Source organism: Luteolibacter sp. (genome assembly GCF_039920825.1).
Taxonomy (GTDB): domain Bacteria; phylum Verrucomicrobiota; class Verrucomicrobiia; order Verrucomicrobiales; family Akkermansiaceae; genus Luteolibacter.
In genome coordinates this window covers 206,316-221,032 of sequence record NZ_JBDSCX010000041.1, presented here as the reverse complement: position 1 = coordinate 221,032, position 14,717 = coordinate 206,316, and the positions used below count along the sequence as shown (strand labels likewise).

The window sequence follows — 14,717 nt, the reverse complement described above, 5'->3', positions numbered from 1 at the left end:
TCTTATTTCGTGCGTACAACCCGATTGGCGGAATGCCGGGCGGGCATCATCTCTTTCAGACAAATTCCGCAGAGCGCAACCGAGCGCACTGCGGAGAGGAATGTCTGGCGACCCGGGCTGGAGATTGAGCGCCCGAACCGCTTTGCAAAACAGCCACGGGAACTTCCCGTGGCTGCTTGCGAAATTGGGTTAGCGGCGAAGGCCGAGGCTCTGGATGAGCTGCAGATACTTTTCCTCGGAGCCCTTCTTGATGTAATCCAGCAGCTTGCGGCGCTGGGAAACGAGGGTGAGGAGTCCACGGCGGGACGAGAAGTCCTTCTTGTGGATGTTCAGGTGATCCGTCAGATGGAAAATCCGAGCGGTGAGGAGAGCCACTTGATAAGGGGCGCTGCCGGTGTCTCCTTCGTGGAGTTGATATTCTTTCAGGTTGATTTCTTTAGTATCGCTCATGGTCGTAGGGGATGGATCCAGCGTGGGCCGGACCGTCCTAGTTGGAGGTTGAGCGCGGAAGAAAGCGTCCGGACAGCCGGTTTGCAAGTTAATTGAGGTTCGCTGGGGAAGTTTTTAAAAATGGCGGGTGCGAAACTACGGGAAAGCGAAATTTCTCACGAAGGCTCCGTTCGGTCGAAGAGAAACGCCGCGAAAAACGATCGCCACAACCCCGATCAATGCCCCAATCGTCGCCAGAATCAGCCCCAGACGATCCGACCGGGCTTACTTCACTTCCTTCGCCAGGCTCTCGCGTTCCTTGTCGGATAGATCCGCGGCGTCGAAGGCGGCGCGGGCGGCGTTGAGGTCCGAGGCGCGCCACGAGCTGAGCGTTTGGCGGAGCTGGTTGAGGCGCTGGTTGTCGTCGCTGATGGAGGAAGCCCAGGAAAACGCGGTGGTCGGGTCGGTTTTGCGGATTTGATCGACCAGCGGTTGGATCGCCGCGTCGCGCGAGCTGCCGGATTGCAAGGTGCCGAGCCATTCGGCGGTGGCGATGGCGTCATATTGGCTCCATGATCGGGAAACTGCCTTCAGACCTTCATCACGCGATTGGCCGTCGGGAAGGCCGGCCGCCCAACTGGCGGCTTTGGCCGGGTTGTCGCTGGCCCATTGTCCGGCGAGCTTGCCGGCCGAATCCGCTAGATTTTTCTCCATGCCGTCCGGTGGTGAGGCGATGAGTGCGGAAAGCTGGCTGCTGGCGGTGGCCGGATTGTCGCGGGCCATCGCCGGGAGAACGGAGGCCAGAGCGCGGGCGCGCTCATCGCCGGTCAGGCTGTCGGCCCAGACTTTGGCGGCTTCCGGATCGCTGCGACCCCACGAACCCGCGAGGTTGTCGAGTGCTTCCAACCGGCTTTGACCGGCAGGCAGTTTTTTCCAACCGGCGGCCGCGGCCTCGGGATCCTCGCGGCTCCAGTTTTCGAAAAGCCCTTTCACCGCGGCGGTTTGTTCCTGCGGATTGGTGAGTGAAACCGCGAAATCGAAAGCCTTGTTAGGATCGGTGTTGGAATACTGCGAAAGCATCCGCGAGAGCGTGTTGGTGTCGCGCTGGGCTTCGGGAAGGGCGAGGAAATACTTTTCCGCGGCGGTGGGATCGGACGATATCAGGCCGCGCAGCACGGCATCCGAGGTGTCGATTTTCTCGCGGTCGCTCAGTTTGGCGGCTTGCTCCTTGAGCAGGTCCGGCGCGGACCAGGCCGCATAATACATCTGGTTGCCGAGGTTCTCGCGGCGGATCGCCGGGTCTTTGATCTGGTCCATCAGCTCGAACGCGAGCCGGGTGTCGCCCCAGTTGAGTTGTCTTAGAAATTGGCCGGTGGCGATCCGTTGCTCGGACTTGCTCTCCAGTCCCATCAGCATGGACATGGCCTTGTTAGGATCTTCGTCGGCGACAATTCCGAGGATTCCACCGACGATCTTCCCGCGCAGATGGCCGGGCTCGCCCTTCAAGCGTTCCCATGCGGCTTCCGGATCTTCGCGTGCGAGGACTTTATAAACTTCCGAGGCGGAGTTGGATTTCCAATCGCCCTTCAAGGACTTCGCCCACTTCAGCGCGGCTTCGGGATCTTTCAGCGCCCAATTCGCAGCCAGTTGGCTCGCGCTTTGGTCACCCACGCGATCCGGCGGCATCAACGCCAGCCGCGCTGCTGCTGCTGCGGGATCGGTCTTAGCCCATTTGCCGAAAATTTCACTGGTGTAATACTCGCTGAAAGCACCCGGGCTCGATTCCTTTTCTAATAAATCGCAGGCGGCCGAAGGATCGGTGTCGGCGAGGGCGGAGACGAGCTGCATGCCGGCGGCCTCGCGGATTTCGCCTTTCGGGAGCTTTTCAAATTCCAACAGCGCACGGTTGGGGTCCACTTTTCCGAGGGTGCCGAAGCAGCTTGCCGCCGCGGATTTTTGGAAGGACCGCGATTTGCAGGAATTCACGAACGCGATGGATGCGGCCGGATCGACTAAGGCCCAGCGCTCGAACAACGCGCCCATCAGCGCGTAGCTGTCGGAATCGTAGCGGTCTGGATTCTCGCGGAATTCCTTTTGCACCATCTCGACGAGAGCGGGGATTTCGTCGGCTTTCAGGGAATTCACCGCCAGCGTCATCCGCGCGGAAGCCACCGAGCGGCCCTGCTTTTTAAAAAGGTCGTGGATATCGTCCATCGACGACAGCGAGAAACTTTGCCCGCCAAACGGATCGCTGCGCGGACTGCGAAGCGCGGCGCGGGATTCGCGGGTGTTCTGTTGTTCGACCGTCGTCTCCTTGCCGGGTGCCTTTTCGCCCTGCCTGCCCGCCATAAATCCGACTCCGAGAGCGACCGGCAACATCAACAGGGATGGAGATAACTTCATGAGGCTCTGCTTCTAGGAGGATTCGATCGGGACGTCACGGCAAATCGTTAGAAAGCAGCATTCCACAGAAAATGAATGCCGCCGCCCCTTTCGGGTGGCTAGACCGTCCGCCGCAGCTCTTTAATTTTCGGGGTTCTATCTTCCTCTTCAGATTGTGTGTTTACCCTCTTCCCGGACGTTCTTGTCCGCAGTTCGCCTATTTCAAACCACCCATGAAAAAATCCACCGCCTCGTTGATCGCCGCCGTTTCCTCCTGCCTTTTGGCGGGTGTGGAAGCGAAGGAAGGCGACTCCGCCGTTAAAGTTGTTGAGAAGGACGGCCTCGTCACGGTCACCTGGCCGATTTCCGCGGAGCAAGCCGGCAGCGCCGTTTTCAACATGGACGAAGCCAAGCCGCTCATCGATTCGCTGGGAGTTGCGGCGAATGGACAGCCGGCCAAGGTGATCGCCGGAAATCTGAACCCGGTGACGCTGCTCACGGTCGGCAACCGCAACCTCGACGACCCCGCCGGATGGGTGGCGTTTTCCGACAAGACCTCGACCCGTGCGCGCGAGACTTTTCTGGTGAAACTCGGCAAGCGCTCGATGCACGTGACCACCGATGGCAACCGCACGACGGTCGGCGTGGCCGAGGCATCGGCAGGCTCCTTTCGGGGCGAGATCCGTTTCACGTTCTATCAGAACAGCGGTCTCATGCAGGCGGAAACGGTCTTGTCCACTGAGGAGGACGGTCGCGCGATCATCTATGACACCGGTCTAACGAGTTCGAGGCCCGATTGGAAATCCGTCGTCTGGAACGATACCGATGGAAACCTCCAGCGCGTTCCTCTCGATGCCGCGGCACCTGCGGAGAATCTAGCAGTGGCAGGCCGGACCATCGTTGCGGAAGGCGGAAACGGCTCGCTCGCGGTTTTCCCCGCGCCTCATCGTTACTTTTTCCCCGAGGACGAGGCGTTCAACCTGAAGTTCGTTTGGCACGGGAAAAACTACAGCGGACTGGCGGGCGACAGCGGTTTGGGAATCCGCCTGGATCCCGATGGCGACAAGCGCTGGGTGCCTTGGTTCAACGCGCCGCCGCAAACGAAGCAGCAGCTCGGAGCTTTCTATTTCCTAACCAGCGGTGACGGCAAACAGGCGCTCGACGAGGTGGCGAAATACACCCGCAAGGATCACTATCAGCCGCTGCCTGGCTATCAGACATTCACCAGCCACTATCATGTCGAGCACACGCTGGAGTTTCTCCGCAAGCAGAAGGAGCAGAAGACCGACGGCGTGCCGAAAGACCTCGAAGTCCCGGGCATGGTGAAGACCTTCAAGGCGCGTGGCATCAACATCGTCCATCTTGCGGAGTTCCACGTCGGCGACACGCCGAACCTCAAGGATGACCGGCGTCTGCCGCTGTTGAAAGCATTGCACAGCGAATGCGACCGCCTGTCCGACGACAACCTCCTGATGCTTCCCGGCGAGGAGCCCAACGTCCACCTCGGCGGCCATTGGATCAGTCTGTTTCCCAAGCCGGTTTACTGGGTGCTGAACCGGTCGTCGGAGCAGCCGTTTGTCGAGGAGGTCGAAGGTTATGGAAAAGTCTATCATGTCGGGAGTTCGGCGGATGTTCTCAAGCTGATGGAAACGGAGAACGGCCTGATGTGGACCGCCCACGCCCGCATCAAGGCATCCATCGGTTTCCCGGACCTCTACAAGAAATCCGACTTCTACAAGTCCTACCATTTCCTCGGCGCCGCGTGGAAGGCGATGCCCGCCGATCTCTCGCGGCCGACGCTCGGCTGGCGCGTGCTCGATCTGTTGGACGACATGTCGAACTGGGGATTCCGCAAACAGGTCATCGGCGAGGCGGATCTTTTCCGCATGGAAACGAGCTTCGAAACCTACGCCCACCTCAACATCAACTACGTCAAACTCGACAAGCTGCCGAAGTTCAAGGACGGCTGGCAACCGCTGCTCGACAGCCTGCGCGGCGGCAAATTCTTCACCACCACGGGGGAAATCCTGATTCCGGAATTCAAGGTCGGCGGCAAGGCCAGCGGCGAGGTGATTGCAAACGCGGATGCGCCGCAAGCTCTTGAGGCGAACCTCGAATGGACCTTCCCGATGGCCTTCGCCAACGTGGTTTCCGGCAACGGCAAGCAGACGTTCTATCAGCGCATCGATCTCAGCGACAGCGAGAGTTTCGGTAAGGAAAAAATCAATCTGCCGCTCGATCTGAAAGGCCGCACCTGGGTTCGCTTTGAGGCGTGGGATATCGCCGGCAACGGTGCGTTCACGCAACCGGTTTGGATCGGGCCGAAGACCGCGACCGATTTCGCGATCGAAAACCAAGGTCTGCCGATTCCCAAGGATCAGCTCGCGGCCGGTTACACCGATGTGATTCCGCCAGCGGCGAAAGAGCCGTCGGTCTGGCGTTGGACCATCGCCGAGCCGGCGCGTGACTGGGCGCAACCGGCGTTTGATGACAAAGCATGGCACGAAGGGAAGTCCGCGTTCGGCACGGCGAAGACTCCGGGCACCGACGGCATCCTCAACACGACCTGGAATACCAAGGGCCTTTGGATCCGCCGCGAGGTGACTCTGCCGCAGGAGCTCGGATCGAAGCTCCGTTTGTTAGTTCACCATGACAACGTCGCGGAAGTTTACATCGACGGAATCCTCGCCTGGCGCGCCGTCGATATCGAGACCCGCGACTATGCGGTTTTTAATATCTATCCGGAAGCCGCCGCGCGGTTGAAGCCGGGTGCGAAGATCACCCTCGCCGCCCGCGGTCACAACGGCGTTGGCGGGCAGGTGCTTGATGTCGGACTGGTGAATTTGAAATAAGACCTGCTATTTGGCGGGGATGTCTTTGAAATCGTCTGGAACCTTCGCGATGATGAAGGAGACAAGTTCCGCGACCTGCTTGGGACTGAGGGTTTGTCCCCACGGTTGCATTTTGGCCCCATTGTTGCCGGTGCTGTCGGCGGGCGAGCCTTCGTTGATGAGTTTGAAAATCTGCATCGGCTTGCCACCGAATTTCCACTGGTGATCGGTTAGTGGTAGGCCGGGCAGCGGGATTTTGGTGCCGCCGGCAACCATCGTCGCGCTGAGGTCGGTGGCGTGACAGGCCGAGCAGTTCGTTAGGAAAGTGGCTTCACCGGCGGCGACCCGCTCGGGATCGGTGGCCCAGGTGTGAACCAAGGTCGCGTCATCGAGCGTGGCGAGGGTCTTCTCGAGTTCGGCCGCTTTCGCGGCCTGGATCGCGACGATCTTCTCCTTCACCAGATCGCCATCGCTCTTTATCAGGCTGGTGTGATAGTAAAGCGCCCAATAGACAACGAACCAGACGATCGCGCCATAGAACGTGAAGAGCCACCAGTTAGGCAGTTTCTGGTCGTATTCCTGGATGCCGTCGAATTCGTGTTCACGGAGGATGACCTCTCCTTTTTCCTTGGCGAAGTGGCCGCGCTTGGGTTCCTGGTTCATGGGGATTCGGGAAGAATTGTGTTAGGTGATTTCAGGGTTCGGAATCGTCGAGTGGCAGCGATTCGAGGTGCTCGCGTTCGGAAGTGCTGATCCTCAGCGCCCGGATCGTCACGGCGATGAACACCCCGGCGATGAGGATGAATGAAACGATCGGTATCCAAGTGGCCCAATCTTCGACAAACATGCGCTTGAACATGGCGGTATATGGTTAGGGATTGCGGCGATGGGAGTCCGGATCAAGGGTGACCGGTCCGGCGGGCTCGTCCTTGAGCACCTCGTGATAGCTTCCGAGCTTCTGAATGTAGGCGATGAGTGCGACGACCTGTGACTTGGCGAGGTGGTTGCGGAGGGCGTCCCCTTGGAGGTCCGGTTTGTCGGGCAGATAGACCTTGGCGGCGACGAGCGAGGCGGCGATTTCCTGGGCCTGGCTTTCCGCAAGGTCGCGGATCTGGTCCTGGTTCATCGCCGGCCATGGGACGCCGAGTTGGAATTGGACGGCAATTTTGTTAGGAAGTGATTTCACATCGGCGGAATTTTCGAACAGCCACGGGTAGTTCGGCATGTTGGACCCCGGCGAGGTCTGGCGCGGATTCATGAAATGATTGAAATGCCAGTCGTTGCCGCGTTTTCCGACGCGCATGTATTTCGCGCCGACGGCCAGCGGACCGCCTTCACGGGCGAGGTCGGGACCGGTGCGCTTGGAGCCCCACTGGTAAGGGTGGTCGAATAGCGATTCCCCGAGGTGCGAGTAATCGTCGGCGATGCCGGCGCGGCCGTAGCGCATGACATCGGGAACCAGCGTCCGGATCATCTGCGAGTGGCAGTTATAACAGCCTTCGGTGATGTACAAATCGCGGCCGGCGAGTTCGAGCGGCGTATAGAGGTCTTGCAGGCGGCCTTCGATGTTCTTCTCGCGGTTCACGATGAGTGACGGGATGATCTGGACCGAGCCGCCGATGGCGACGGCGATGAAAACGAGCAGGGAAAACGGCAGGTAATTCTCCACGATCCGCTCGTGCCAGTTGGTCCATTTTTCCTTGGAGGCTTTGAACGCGCGGAAAGCCTTGAATCCTAACAAAATGGTGACCGCGAGAGCGGCCTTGTCGGCATGCGGCGGCAGGAAGAACCAGAGGATGGTGCTGGCGATGCCGAGGAAGATGTAGGCAATCGGATCGCTGAAAAACGCCTCGCCCCATGCCATGCCGTCCTTCTTCTTCCGTTCGAGGACGGCGACCTGGACGGTTTCGTCGTAAGGTGCGCCGGAACGGGCGGTTCTCCAGATGTTGTAAGCGAGGAGCAGGAAGCCGATCAGATAGAGCGTCCCGCCGATGGAGCGCAGGATGTAGAAGATCTGGATGCTTTCGAGGGTTTCGATGAACTCGTATTTGAGAGTGGTTCCTCCCGGATTCATCTGGCCTAACATGAGGCCCTGCATGATGCCCGCGGCCCACATCGAGGCGACGTAGATGAGGATGCCGACGGTGCCGATCCAGAAGTGCATGTTGGCGAGCGCCTTCGACCAGAGTTCGGTTTTCCATAGCCGAGGGGCGAGCCAGTAGAACATGCCGGCGGCCATGAACCCGTTCCAGCCGAGGGCGGCGGAGTGGACGTGGCCGATGCCCCAGTCGGTGTAGTGGGATAGCGCGTTGACCGCGCGGATCGAGAGCAGCGGGCCTTCGAAAGTGGCCATGCCGTAGAACGTGATGCCTGCGGCGAAAAACTTGATGACCGGATCGGTGCGGAGTTTGTCCCAGGCACCGCGGAGAGTCAGGAGGCCGTTGAGCATGCCGCCCCATGACGGTGCCCACAGCATGAGGGAGAACAACATGCCTAAATTTTGAAGCCAGCGTGGCAGGTCGGTGTTGAGCAGGTGGTGGGGTCCGGCCCAGATGTAGATGAAGACGAGCGACCAGAAGTGGACGATGGAAAGCCGGTAGGAATAGACCGGACGGTTCGCGGCTTTCGGCAGGAAATAATACATGATGCCGAGAATCGGCGTCGTTAGAAAGAAGGCGACGGCATTGTGGCCGTACCACCATTGCACCAGCCCGTCCTGTACGCCGCCGAAGATCGGATAGGAATGCGTGAACGAGGTGGGAAGCGACAGGTGGTTGACGATGTAGAGCATCGCGACCGTGATGATGGTGGCGATGTAGAACCAGAGCGCGACGTAGAGGCTGGGCTCGTTGCGTTTCGCCAGGGTCCAGAAGAAGTTGACCGCGAAGACCACCCAGATCAGGACGACCGCGATGTTGATGGGCCAGATGAGTTCGGCGTATTCCTTGCCGCGGGTGAATCCCGCGGGCAGCGTGACGACGGCGGACAGGATGATCAGTTGCCACCCCCAGAAATGGATGCTGGATAACAGATCCGACGCCGTCCTGACCTTGCACAGCCGCTGGGTGGAGTAGTAGATGCCCGCGAACATCATGTTGCCGACGAAGGCGAAAATCACCGCGTTGGTATGCAGCGGACGCAGCCGGCCGAACGTTAGAAACGAAATCCCTTCCGCCTTGATCAGTCCGAAGGTGATGAGTTCGAGAAATTTTCCGTTCATCTGCCACCATGAGAGCTGGGTGGCGGCGAGCACGCCGACGAGCATCCCGACTGCCCCCCAAATGATGGAGGCGGTCATGAAGCGGCGGACCGATTTGTCGTCGTAGGTGATAGAGGTGGTCATGGTCGAATGCGGTTAGGGAAGGTCTTCGGGTGGGCGCGGCGCTTCGGGATCAAGCGGCAGAAGCGAGTCGCGCTCCGGGCTGGTGCGGCGCGCGCGGCGGATTTCCGCGGCAAAACAGGCGATGAAGATCCCCGCGAGGCAGGACGAGATCAGGATCGTGAGGGCGAGGACGTTCATCGGAGGTGACTTTCGAACGAAAGCAAGGTTGCGGAATCAGGTCTGGTCCTCGATTGCCGAAGACAGCGCATTTCTTGAGGAATCCACGGAACCGCGCCGGGTCTCCTCATGCTTCCAGTCGAGAAAGACATCGCTGATGATGTGGGCGATGCTCTTGGGTTGTACGAGTTCGGGATTCAGAACGAGGTGGCACTTCAGGCCTTCACCGATGCCGTCGCCGATGCCCGCATGAAACGCGTCGGGCAGTTCGAGAGTCTTGCCCGCGGGCGTGACCGAGCGGAAGACAACATGGCCCCGCCGACCGAGGGCGGTTAGAGTTTTGCGGATGCCGCAGGGACCGGTGGGCGGGCAGTTCGGACACGGGTCGGCCATACCGAGAAGTTTCCGTAAATCCGGATTTTCCGAGACCTGGTTGACGAAGTCCATGGTGGCCGGCAGCCAGCGACCGGCTCCCTCGTCGTCGTATTCGTTCAGGTATCCAGCGATCTCGTCGATGAGGGGATCGCAGGAAAAACAGGAGTCGCCGTGGAGGACAATGGTTCGCGAAGCCGCGAAATCATCGGGCTGGGCGAGAAGCCATTGGTGGAAGGAGGAAAGGGAATTGGTGACCATCATGTGGACCGGGTAGGTTCACGAAGAACCTGCCCGAGTCCACGCCGCCGTGCTCCGCATTCTGTCTGGAAGGGTGCGCGGATTCTCCGGGGGAAATTTTCCTTACGCTCCGTGCCCCTGTCTTCGGGGTGGGCTAACAGTCAGAAGAAATCCGTTTCTCCATCCACTAGCCCTCACGGCAGGATCATCACGATCGATCCGTTGCTTGCCCAATTCGCCACGCCAAGCGGGACCCAGCGGAGTTCGAAGCGCGGGCCCCATGAATCGCTGACGGCGAGCTCTTGGGTGGCTTCGTTGTAGCCGATGATCATGCAGAGATGGTGGTTGGCTTCCGGCTTGGGCGACTTGGCGAGTTCGGCGTTTTCGGTGAGAATTTTCGCGGCGTAGGTTTTCCAATCGGTGACCTTGGCGCGCTCCGCGGTGTCCTTGTCGGCGACTTCGTTGTATTGCTCCATCGAGCACAATCTCCACATGATCGGAATGCCTTCGTCGATGTAGCGTTTCACGTCGCGGATGCGCAGGTCCTTGACGTCCTCGTCCTTGATCCGGCGGCCCTTGCTGAGCACCTGATGGCGGAGGTTTTCCAACAGAAGTTCCACCGAAGTGCCGCCACCCGCGGCGCTCTGGCCGACCATGGCGAGCAGATACATGTCCGCTTCCAGGCCCATGGTCCGCATCACCCGTTCGAAGGTGGCGGGGACGCAATAGCCTTTCGGGCCCTGGTCCACCATCGGGATTTGTGATAGATAAACGTCGCCGTTGGGTGATTTGACGATGCTCGAGACGAGGCGCTTTTTCACATCGCCGTCCTTGGTCAGGGCGGAACGGCCGCCGGCGTCGGCGGTTTCGGAGGAAACGATGGCGAGGCTGACATATTCGCCATCCTGGTTGGACAGGAGAAACGCATGCCCGTTCCAATCCCAGCGGGTGATTTTCCGGCGGGTGCTGCCCTCGCCATAGCGCTCGACCTTGCCTGCGCCGAGGACCGTGGTCAGGGCCTTGCTCACCGTTTCGTCGTCGCGGTTCATGGCCTCGGCCAGTGATTTCGGCTCGGCCGTGGTTCCGCCGTTGAAATGTTCTTGAGCAAATCCCGCGGTGCTGCCGAAGTCGCCCTTGTTGGCGTAAACGATGGAAAGCCCCGTGGCGGCACCGGCTTCATTCGAATAAAGCGCGACCGAGTAGGGCATCGCTCCGAAGAGCATGTAGCCCTTCGCGTAGGCGGCGTAGAGCCTCCAACTGCGGCCATATTTCGACTGCGATTCCGGCCGGAGCAGCAGCGATTTGGCGAGATCCTCCGCCTTGCGATCCGACAGGCGGGTGCCGTTGGAAATTTCGTGGCCGGCGGCTTCGTTGAGCTTTTTCGCACTATCTCCGGCATGGGCGGCAAGTTCCGTGATGTAAGTCTGGTCCTCGGCGCTGAGTTTGTCTTTCGGCAGTTCAAACACCTTTCCGTCCTCGCGTTTCAAAGTGACCTTGTCGCCGGCAACGCCTTGGAAACTGGCTTTCAGCGGTTTGCCATCGGCGCTGTGGAAAACGCGCAGTTCCTCGGCCCGGGCGGCGGTTGTCAGACAAAAGATGGAGCAGGCCACCGCGAGCGGGCGGATGGAGCTTTTGGTCGATCGGAAGGCACTTCTCATGAAAACGAAAGTCACGAATCGTTTGCGAAGGTCAACTCCTAAACCTCAAACCCGTTTCCGGCTATTCCGGAACGGGCAGAATATCCGCCCTGACAAACACCATGATCTTGCGCAACACCGCCGGAACCGGCGCGTTCGGTTTGGGGGTGATGACGGAAACGAGCTCGAATTTTCCGGACTCCACGCGAAGGGAGTTGTTGAGTTTCCAGGTTTCGTAGATCGGCATGCGGATCGATGCGTCGCCCCGTTGATCGATGTGCTCCATCCAAGTTTCAAGCCGCAGCGGCGTGACAATTTCCGGACTTAGTTGGAGATCAATCGTATGAGTTGAAGACAGGGTCGATATCACTTTGAATGTGACGCCGGTATTGCGCGTGTCGAATGCGACAGGTGCCCTGAAAAGCGGGCTTGGGGGAAGATTGTTGCCGGGATCAAGTCCACCTATAACGGTAGGACCGGATCTCCTTCCCGGCGATTCGTATTCCATGGGGTAAATCTCTTCGCAGATGGTTTCAAGCGTGGCTTGCTGCCCGTTGCGGCACACCAGCATGCAGGTTTCCAAGAGCTTCGCCTTGCCCTGCTTACAAAGGGTGTCGGCCCTGTCGTGGAAGGCTGGCCCGTTGGTTTCCTTACCGGAGAGCATTTCCGAAAGCATGGGATGGGTGACCTCGATGAACTGGAGGCTGACACGCATCTGCCTCGGCAAATCCTCACTGGCGGCGTGGATGCCGCATGAGAGTAAGGCGAACGCGGCGAAGATGACCTTCATGGCACCGGGTTCCGTTAGGGGGCGCTTGTAATGATGCTCGCTTTCACGAAGACCATTAGCTTGCGGGTGAAATCGGGAAAGCCTTCCTGATTTTTAGGAGAAAGAGCGCACGCCAGCAAGTATTTCCCGTCATCGAGAATAAGGGAAGTCTTGATCCGCAACGTGTAGAATTTCGGCATTTGGATTGGAACGCTTCCGTGCTGGTCGTTCCATTCCCCCCACACCCGGTTGCCAAGGTGATAGACGATTTCCGGGGTGAGGTTGAGATGAATCTCCTTGCCGTCACAGGTGCCATCGACCTCCAAGGTTGAACCAATGTTGCGGGTGTCGAACGCGGTGGGCGTGGGTCCGACGGCAAGGTCGGGTCGGGTCGTTTTTGCCGACTCGGGTGTTTTTTCCTCACCGTCTAGACGGACCTCATTCGGAAGATCGGGTGGCTCGTATTCCGTTGGATAAATGAATTCCTCGACCGATTCGGAGGTCGCTTTCTGGCCCGTGATGGTGGTGCAGAGAAGGGTGTCCAAAACGGTGGCCTTGCCGTCCTTGATGAGTTGAGCGACTTGCTTTCGCAGTTCTCCATCGTTGGCCGGGACTTTGGGGCCGAACATCAATTCGGTGAGCTGCTCGTGGGAGACATCAATGAACTCGACCTGGACGCGGATCTGTTTTGAAGGATCCATAGCCTTGCCGACGGGATTGTTTTCGGGCTGGACCGCTTGGGGTTGGGGTTGGGAATAGGCTGCGCTAACAAGTGCGAGCCAGAAGCAGGAGGCGATCACGCCGTGGAACAATGGGGTTTTCATGGGCGGGTTCTTGGTTTTTGGTGATGAAAAGCGGTGATCAATTCCGCGGTCCGTTCCGCTACATCCGGAAATCCTCGCCGAGGTAGTGTTTCCTCGCGATCGGGTCGTCCACAAGTTCGTCGGACGCGCCTTCGAGAATGACGCGGCCGTCATGGATCAGGAACGCCCGGTCGGTGATGCTGAGGGTTTCTCTGACCGAGTGGTCGGTGATAAGGATGGCGAGGCCGTCGCGGTCGCGGAGTTCGCGGACGATGCGTTGGATGTCCTCCACGGCGATCGGGTCGATGCCGGCGAAGGGCTCGTCGAGCATCAGCAACGTCGGGTCCGAGCAAAGCGAGCGGGCGATGGCGAGGCGGCGTTTCTCTCCGCCTGATAGAGTGATGGCGAGTGACTTCGAGAGCTTGGTGATTCCGAAGCGGTCGAGCAGTTCATGCGCGCGGGCGAGGCGGTCGGCGCGGTTGAGCTTCGGCCGGGTTTCCAGAATCGCTAACAAATTATCCAGCACCGAGAGCTTGCGGAAAATCGATTCCTCCTGCGGCAGGTAGCCGAGGCCGAGGCGGGCGCGGCGGTGCATCGGCATGTGCGACATGTTGTGGCCGTTGAAACAGACCGAGCCGCCGTCGGCGGGGATCAGTCCGGCGATCATGTAGAACGAGGTGGTCTTGCCCGCGCCGTTAGGTCCGAGCAACCCGACGATTTCCCGGGGTTGGACAGTGATGGAAACCCCGTCCACGACCGCGCGGCCGTTGTAGGTTTTCTTGAGTTCCTTGGCGTAAAGAACGGCGGATTCCGTGTTGGAGCAGGTCGAGCCGGGGGTGTGCATCAGGAAACGGGGAGGTAAAGGGATGTGGAAATCGACGGCGGGATCAATGGTTCTTCTTCTCTTTTGGATCTTTCGGATCTTTCAGCCCCTCCGTGGGACCGGCCATTTCCCAGCCACCGCCGGGAGTGTCCATGCTGTTTTGCTTCGGATGGATCCGCAGCAGGTTGTCGGGTTTCAAGGACTTCATATACATGGCACCCTTGGTGAACCACGGCCAGCCGCCGCTGATGGTTCCCTCATCGGTTTTGACGTTATAGGTGAAAATGGCACCGCTGGCCTTGAGCGCGTCTTCGCCCTCCTTCGGCGTCGCTTCGACCACGATCGCTCCGGTTGCGACGACTCTTTCGGCCTTGCCGACTTTGCTGCCGGGACCCGCGCCGAATCCGCCTTTGTCCTTTTTATCGTCGGCTTTCGCGGCCTTTTCCTTGTCCTTCTCATCGATTTCCTTTTCCGCGAAGAACACTTTCAATTCGTCGATTCTGCCGGTCATGTTGAAGTCGGGGGTCTTCACCTTCACATTTTTGAGGTAAACCAGCACGCGTTCTTCGGGATCGAAATAAATCGCTCCATCACAGCTAACAACCGTGTCGTCGGGTCCGGGTTTGACATCGAGCGGTTTGCCTTCGGCGGCCGGGGCGTCCGGTTTCACGGCCGGGAGGTCGTTTTGAACGAGAAAGGCCGCGGCGGCCTTGGTCGCGGTGGCGGAATTTTCGAGATCGGTCTTCAGAGTGGCTTGGGCCTCGGCGGCTTTCGCCTCGGCGGCGGGAGCGCGGGTCGCGGCATCAGCCTGGATCGCGGCGAGCTGGGCCTCGGTCATCGGGATCGGCGGGGCGGCCAGCAGCGATTGGCTCAAAAGCGACATGCCGACAAACGCCATGGCACGGAAGGGAGAGTCTTGGGTATTCATGGCG

Annotated in this window: 13 protein-coding genes; 1 reads left to right on the top strand and 12 read right to left on the bottom strand. The window is 59.5% G+C overall.

Features of this window, described 5'->3' with window-relative positions; translation table 11 throughout:
• Positions 1-189: 189 nt before the first annotated feature.
• Positions 190-450 carry a 30S ribosomal protein S15 gene (gene rpsO / locus ABIQ96_RS12110; protein ID WP_348214853.1) on the bottom strand — a complete coding sequence of 87 codons (261 nt, stop codon included), beginning with the start codon at positions 448-450 and terminating at the stop codon, positions 190-192.
• 264 nt (positions 451-714) lie between these two features.
• A complete protein-coding gene (locus tag ABIQ96_RS12105; protein WP_348214852.1) occupies positions 715-2,832 on the bottom strand; it encodes a hypothetical protein in 2,118 nt (705 codons plus the stop codon).
• A gap of 212 nt (positions 2,833-3,044) precedes the next feature.
• Between ABIQ96_RS12105 and ABIQ96_RS12100 the strand changes: the two genes are divergently transcribed.
• Positions 3,045-5,663, top strand: coding sequence for a hypothetical protein (locus ABIQ96_RS12100; protein ID WP_348214851.1), 2,619 nt, complete (start codon positions 3,045-3,047; stop codon positions 5,661-5,663).
• Positions 5,664-5,669: 6 nt separating this feature from the next.
• On the opposite strand, the gene ABIQ96_RS12095 is transcribed toward ABIQ96_RS12100, so the two are convergent.
• The 10 genes from ABIQ96_RS12095 to ABIQ96_RS12050 all read right to left on the bottom strand — a co-directional run bounded on the left by ABIQ96_RS12095 (position 5,670) and on the right by ABIQ96_RS12050 (position 14,713).
• A complete protein-coding gene (locus ABIQ96_RS12095; RefSeq protein ID WP_348214850.1) occupies positions 5,670-6,305 on the bottom strand; it encodes a cbb3-type cytochrome c oxidase N-terminal domain-containing protein in 636 nt (211 codons plus the stop codon).
• Positions 6,306-6,336: 31 nt separating this feature from the next.
• Positions 6,337-6,501 carry a hypothetical protein gene (locus ABIQ96_RS12090; RefSeq protein ID WP_348214849.1) on the bottom strand — a complete coding sequence of 55 codons (165 nt, stop codon included), beginning with the start codon at positions 6,499-6,501 and terminating at the stop codon, positions 6,337-6,339.
• A 12-nt stretch (positions 6,502-6,513) separates the two neighbouring features.
• Entirely contained in the window at positions 6,514-8,985 is a 2,472-nt protein-coding gene (gene ccoN, locus ABIQ96_RS12085; protein WP_348214848.1) for a cytochrome-c oxidase, cbb3-type subunit I, read from the bottom strand.
• Positions 8,986-8,997: 12 nt separating this feature from the next.
• A complete protein-coding gene (locus ABIQ96_RS12080; RefSeq protein ID WP_348214847.1) occupies positions 8,998-9,162 on the bottom strand; it encodes a hypothetical protein in 165 nt (54 codons plus the stop codon).
• Positions 9,163-9,198: 36 nt separating this feature from the next.
• Positions 9,199-9,777 carry a hypothetical protein gene (locus ABIQ96_RS12075; RefSeq protein WP_348214846.1) on the bottom strand — a complete coding sequence of 193 codons (579 nt, stop codon included), beginning with the start codon at positions 9,775-9,777 and terminating at the stop codon, positions 9,199-9,201.
• A gap of 170 nt (positions 9,778-9,947) precedes the next feature.
• Complete coding sequence (locus ABIQ96_RS12070; RefSeq protein ID WP_348214845.1) at positions 9,948-11,411, bottom strand: hypothetical protein; 1,464 nt, start codon at positions 11,409-11,411, stop codon at positions 9,948-9,950.
• Positions 11,412-11,472: 61 nt separating this feature from the next.
• Positions 11,473-12,180 carry a hypothetical protein gene (locus ABIQ96_RS12065; RefSeq protein WP_348214844.1) on the bottom strand — a complete coding sequence of 236 codons (708 nt, stop codon included), beginning with the start codon at positions 12,178-12,180 and terminating at the stop codon, positions 11,473-11,475.
• Between the two features lie 14 nt (positions 12,181-12,194).
• Positions 12,195-12,983, bottom strand: coding sequence for a hypothetical protein (locus ABIQ96_RS12060; protein ID WP_348214843.1), 789 nt, complete (start codon positions 12,981-12,983; stop codon positions 12,195-12,197).
• 58 nt (positions 12,984-13,041) lie between these two features.
• A complete protein-coding gene (gene lptB, locus ABIQ96_RS12055) occupies positions 13,042-13,806 on the bottom strand; it encodes an LPS export ABC transporter ATP-binding protein (protein WP_348214842.1) in 765 nt (254 codons plus the stop codon).
• 43 nt (positions 13,807-13,849) lie between these two features.
• Complete coding sequence (locus tag ABIQ96_RS12050; RefSeq protein WP_348214841.1) at positions 13,850-14,713, bottom strand: hypothetical protein; 864 nt, start codon at positions 14,711-14,713, stop codon at positions 13,850-13,852.
• Positions 14,714-14,717: the final 4 nt, after the last annotated feature.

Bases quoted from the DNA above. Each gene is read 5' to 3' on its own strand.
- rpsO (WP_348214853.1), bottom strand. From the start codon at position 450: ATGAGCGATACTAAAGAAATCAACCTGAAAGAATATCAACTCCACGAA.
- ABIQ96_RS12105 (WP_348214852.1), bottom strand. From the start codon at position 2,832: ATGAAGTTATCTCCATCCCTGTTGATGTTGCCGGTCGCTCTCGGAGTC.
- ABIQ96_RS12100 (WP_348214851.1), top strand. From the start codon at position 3,045: ATGAAAAAATCCACCGCCTCGTTGATCGCCGCCGTTTCCTCCTGCCTT.
- ABIQ96_RS12095 (WP_348214850.1), bottom strand. From the start codon at position 6,305: ATGAACCAGGAACCCAAGCGCGGCCACTTCGCCAAGGAAAAAGGAGAG.
- ABIQ96_RS12090 (WP_348214849.1), bottom strand. From the start codon at position 6,501: ATGTTCAAGCGCATGTTTGTCGAAGATTGGGCCACTTGGATACCGATC.
- ccoN (WP_348214848.1), bottom strand. From the start codon at position 8,985: ATGACCACCTCTATCACCTACGACGACAAATCGGTCCGCCGCTTCATG.
- ABIQ96_RS12080 (WP_348214847.1), bottom strand. From the start codon at position 9,162: ATGAACGTCCTCGCCCTCACGATCCTGATCTCGTCCTGCCTCGCGGGG.
- ABIQ96_RS12075 (WP_348214846.1), bottom strand. From the start codon at position 9,777: ATGATGGTCACCAATTCCCTTTCCTCCTTCCACCAATGGCTTCTCGCC.
- ABIQ96_RS12070 (WP_348214845.1), bottom strand. From the start codon at position 11,411: ATGAGAAGTGCCTTCCGATCGACCAAAAGCTCCATCCGCCCGCTCGCG.
- ABIQ96_RS12065 (WP_348214844.1), bottom strand. From the start codon at position 12,180: ATGAAGGTCATCTTCGCCGCGTTCGCCTTACTCTCATGCGGCATCCAC.
- ABIQ96_RS12060 (WP_348214843.1), bottom strand. From the start codon at position 12,983: ATGAAAACCCCATTGTTCCACGGCGTGATCGCCTCCTGCTTCTGGCTC.
- lptB (WP_348214842.1), bottom strand. From the start codon at position 13,806: ATGCACACCCCCGGCTCGACCTGCTCCAACACGGAATCCGCCGTTCTT.
- ABIQ96_RS12050 (WP_348214841.1), bottom strand. From the start codon at position 14,713: ATGAATACCCAAGACTCTCCCTTCCGTGCCATGGCGTTTGTCGGCATG.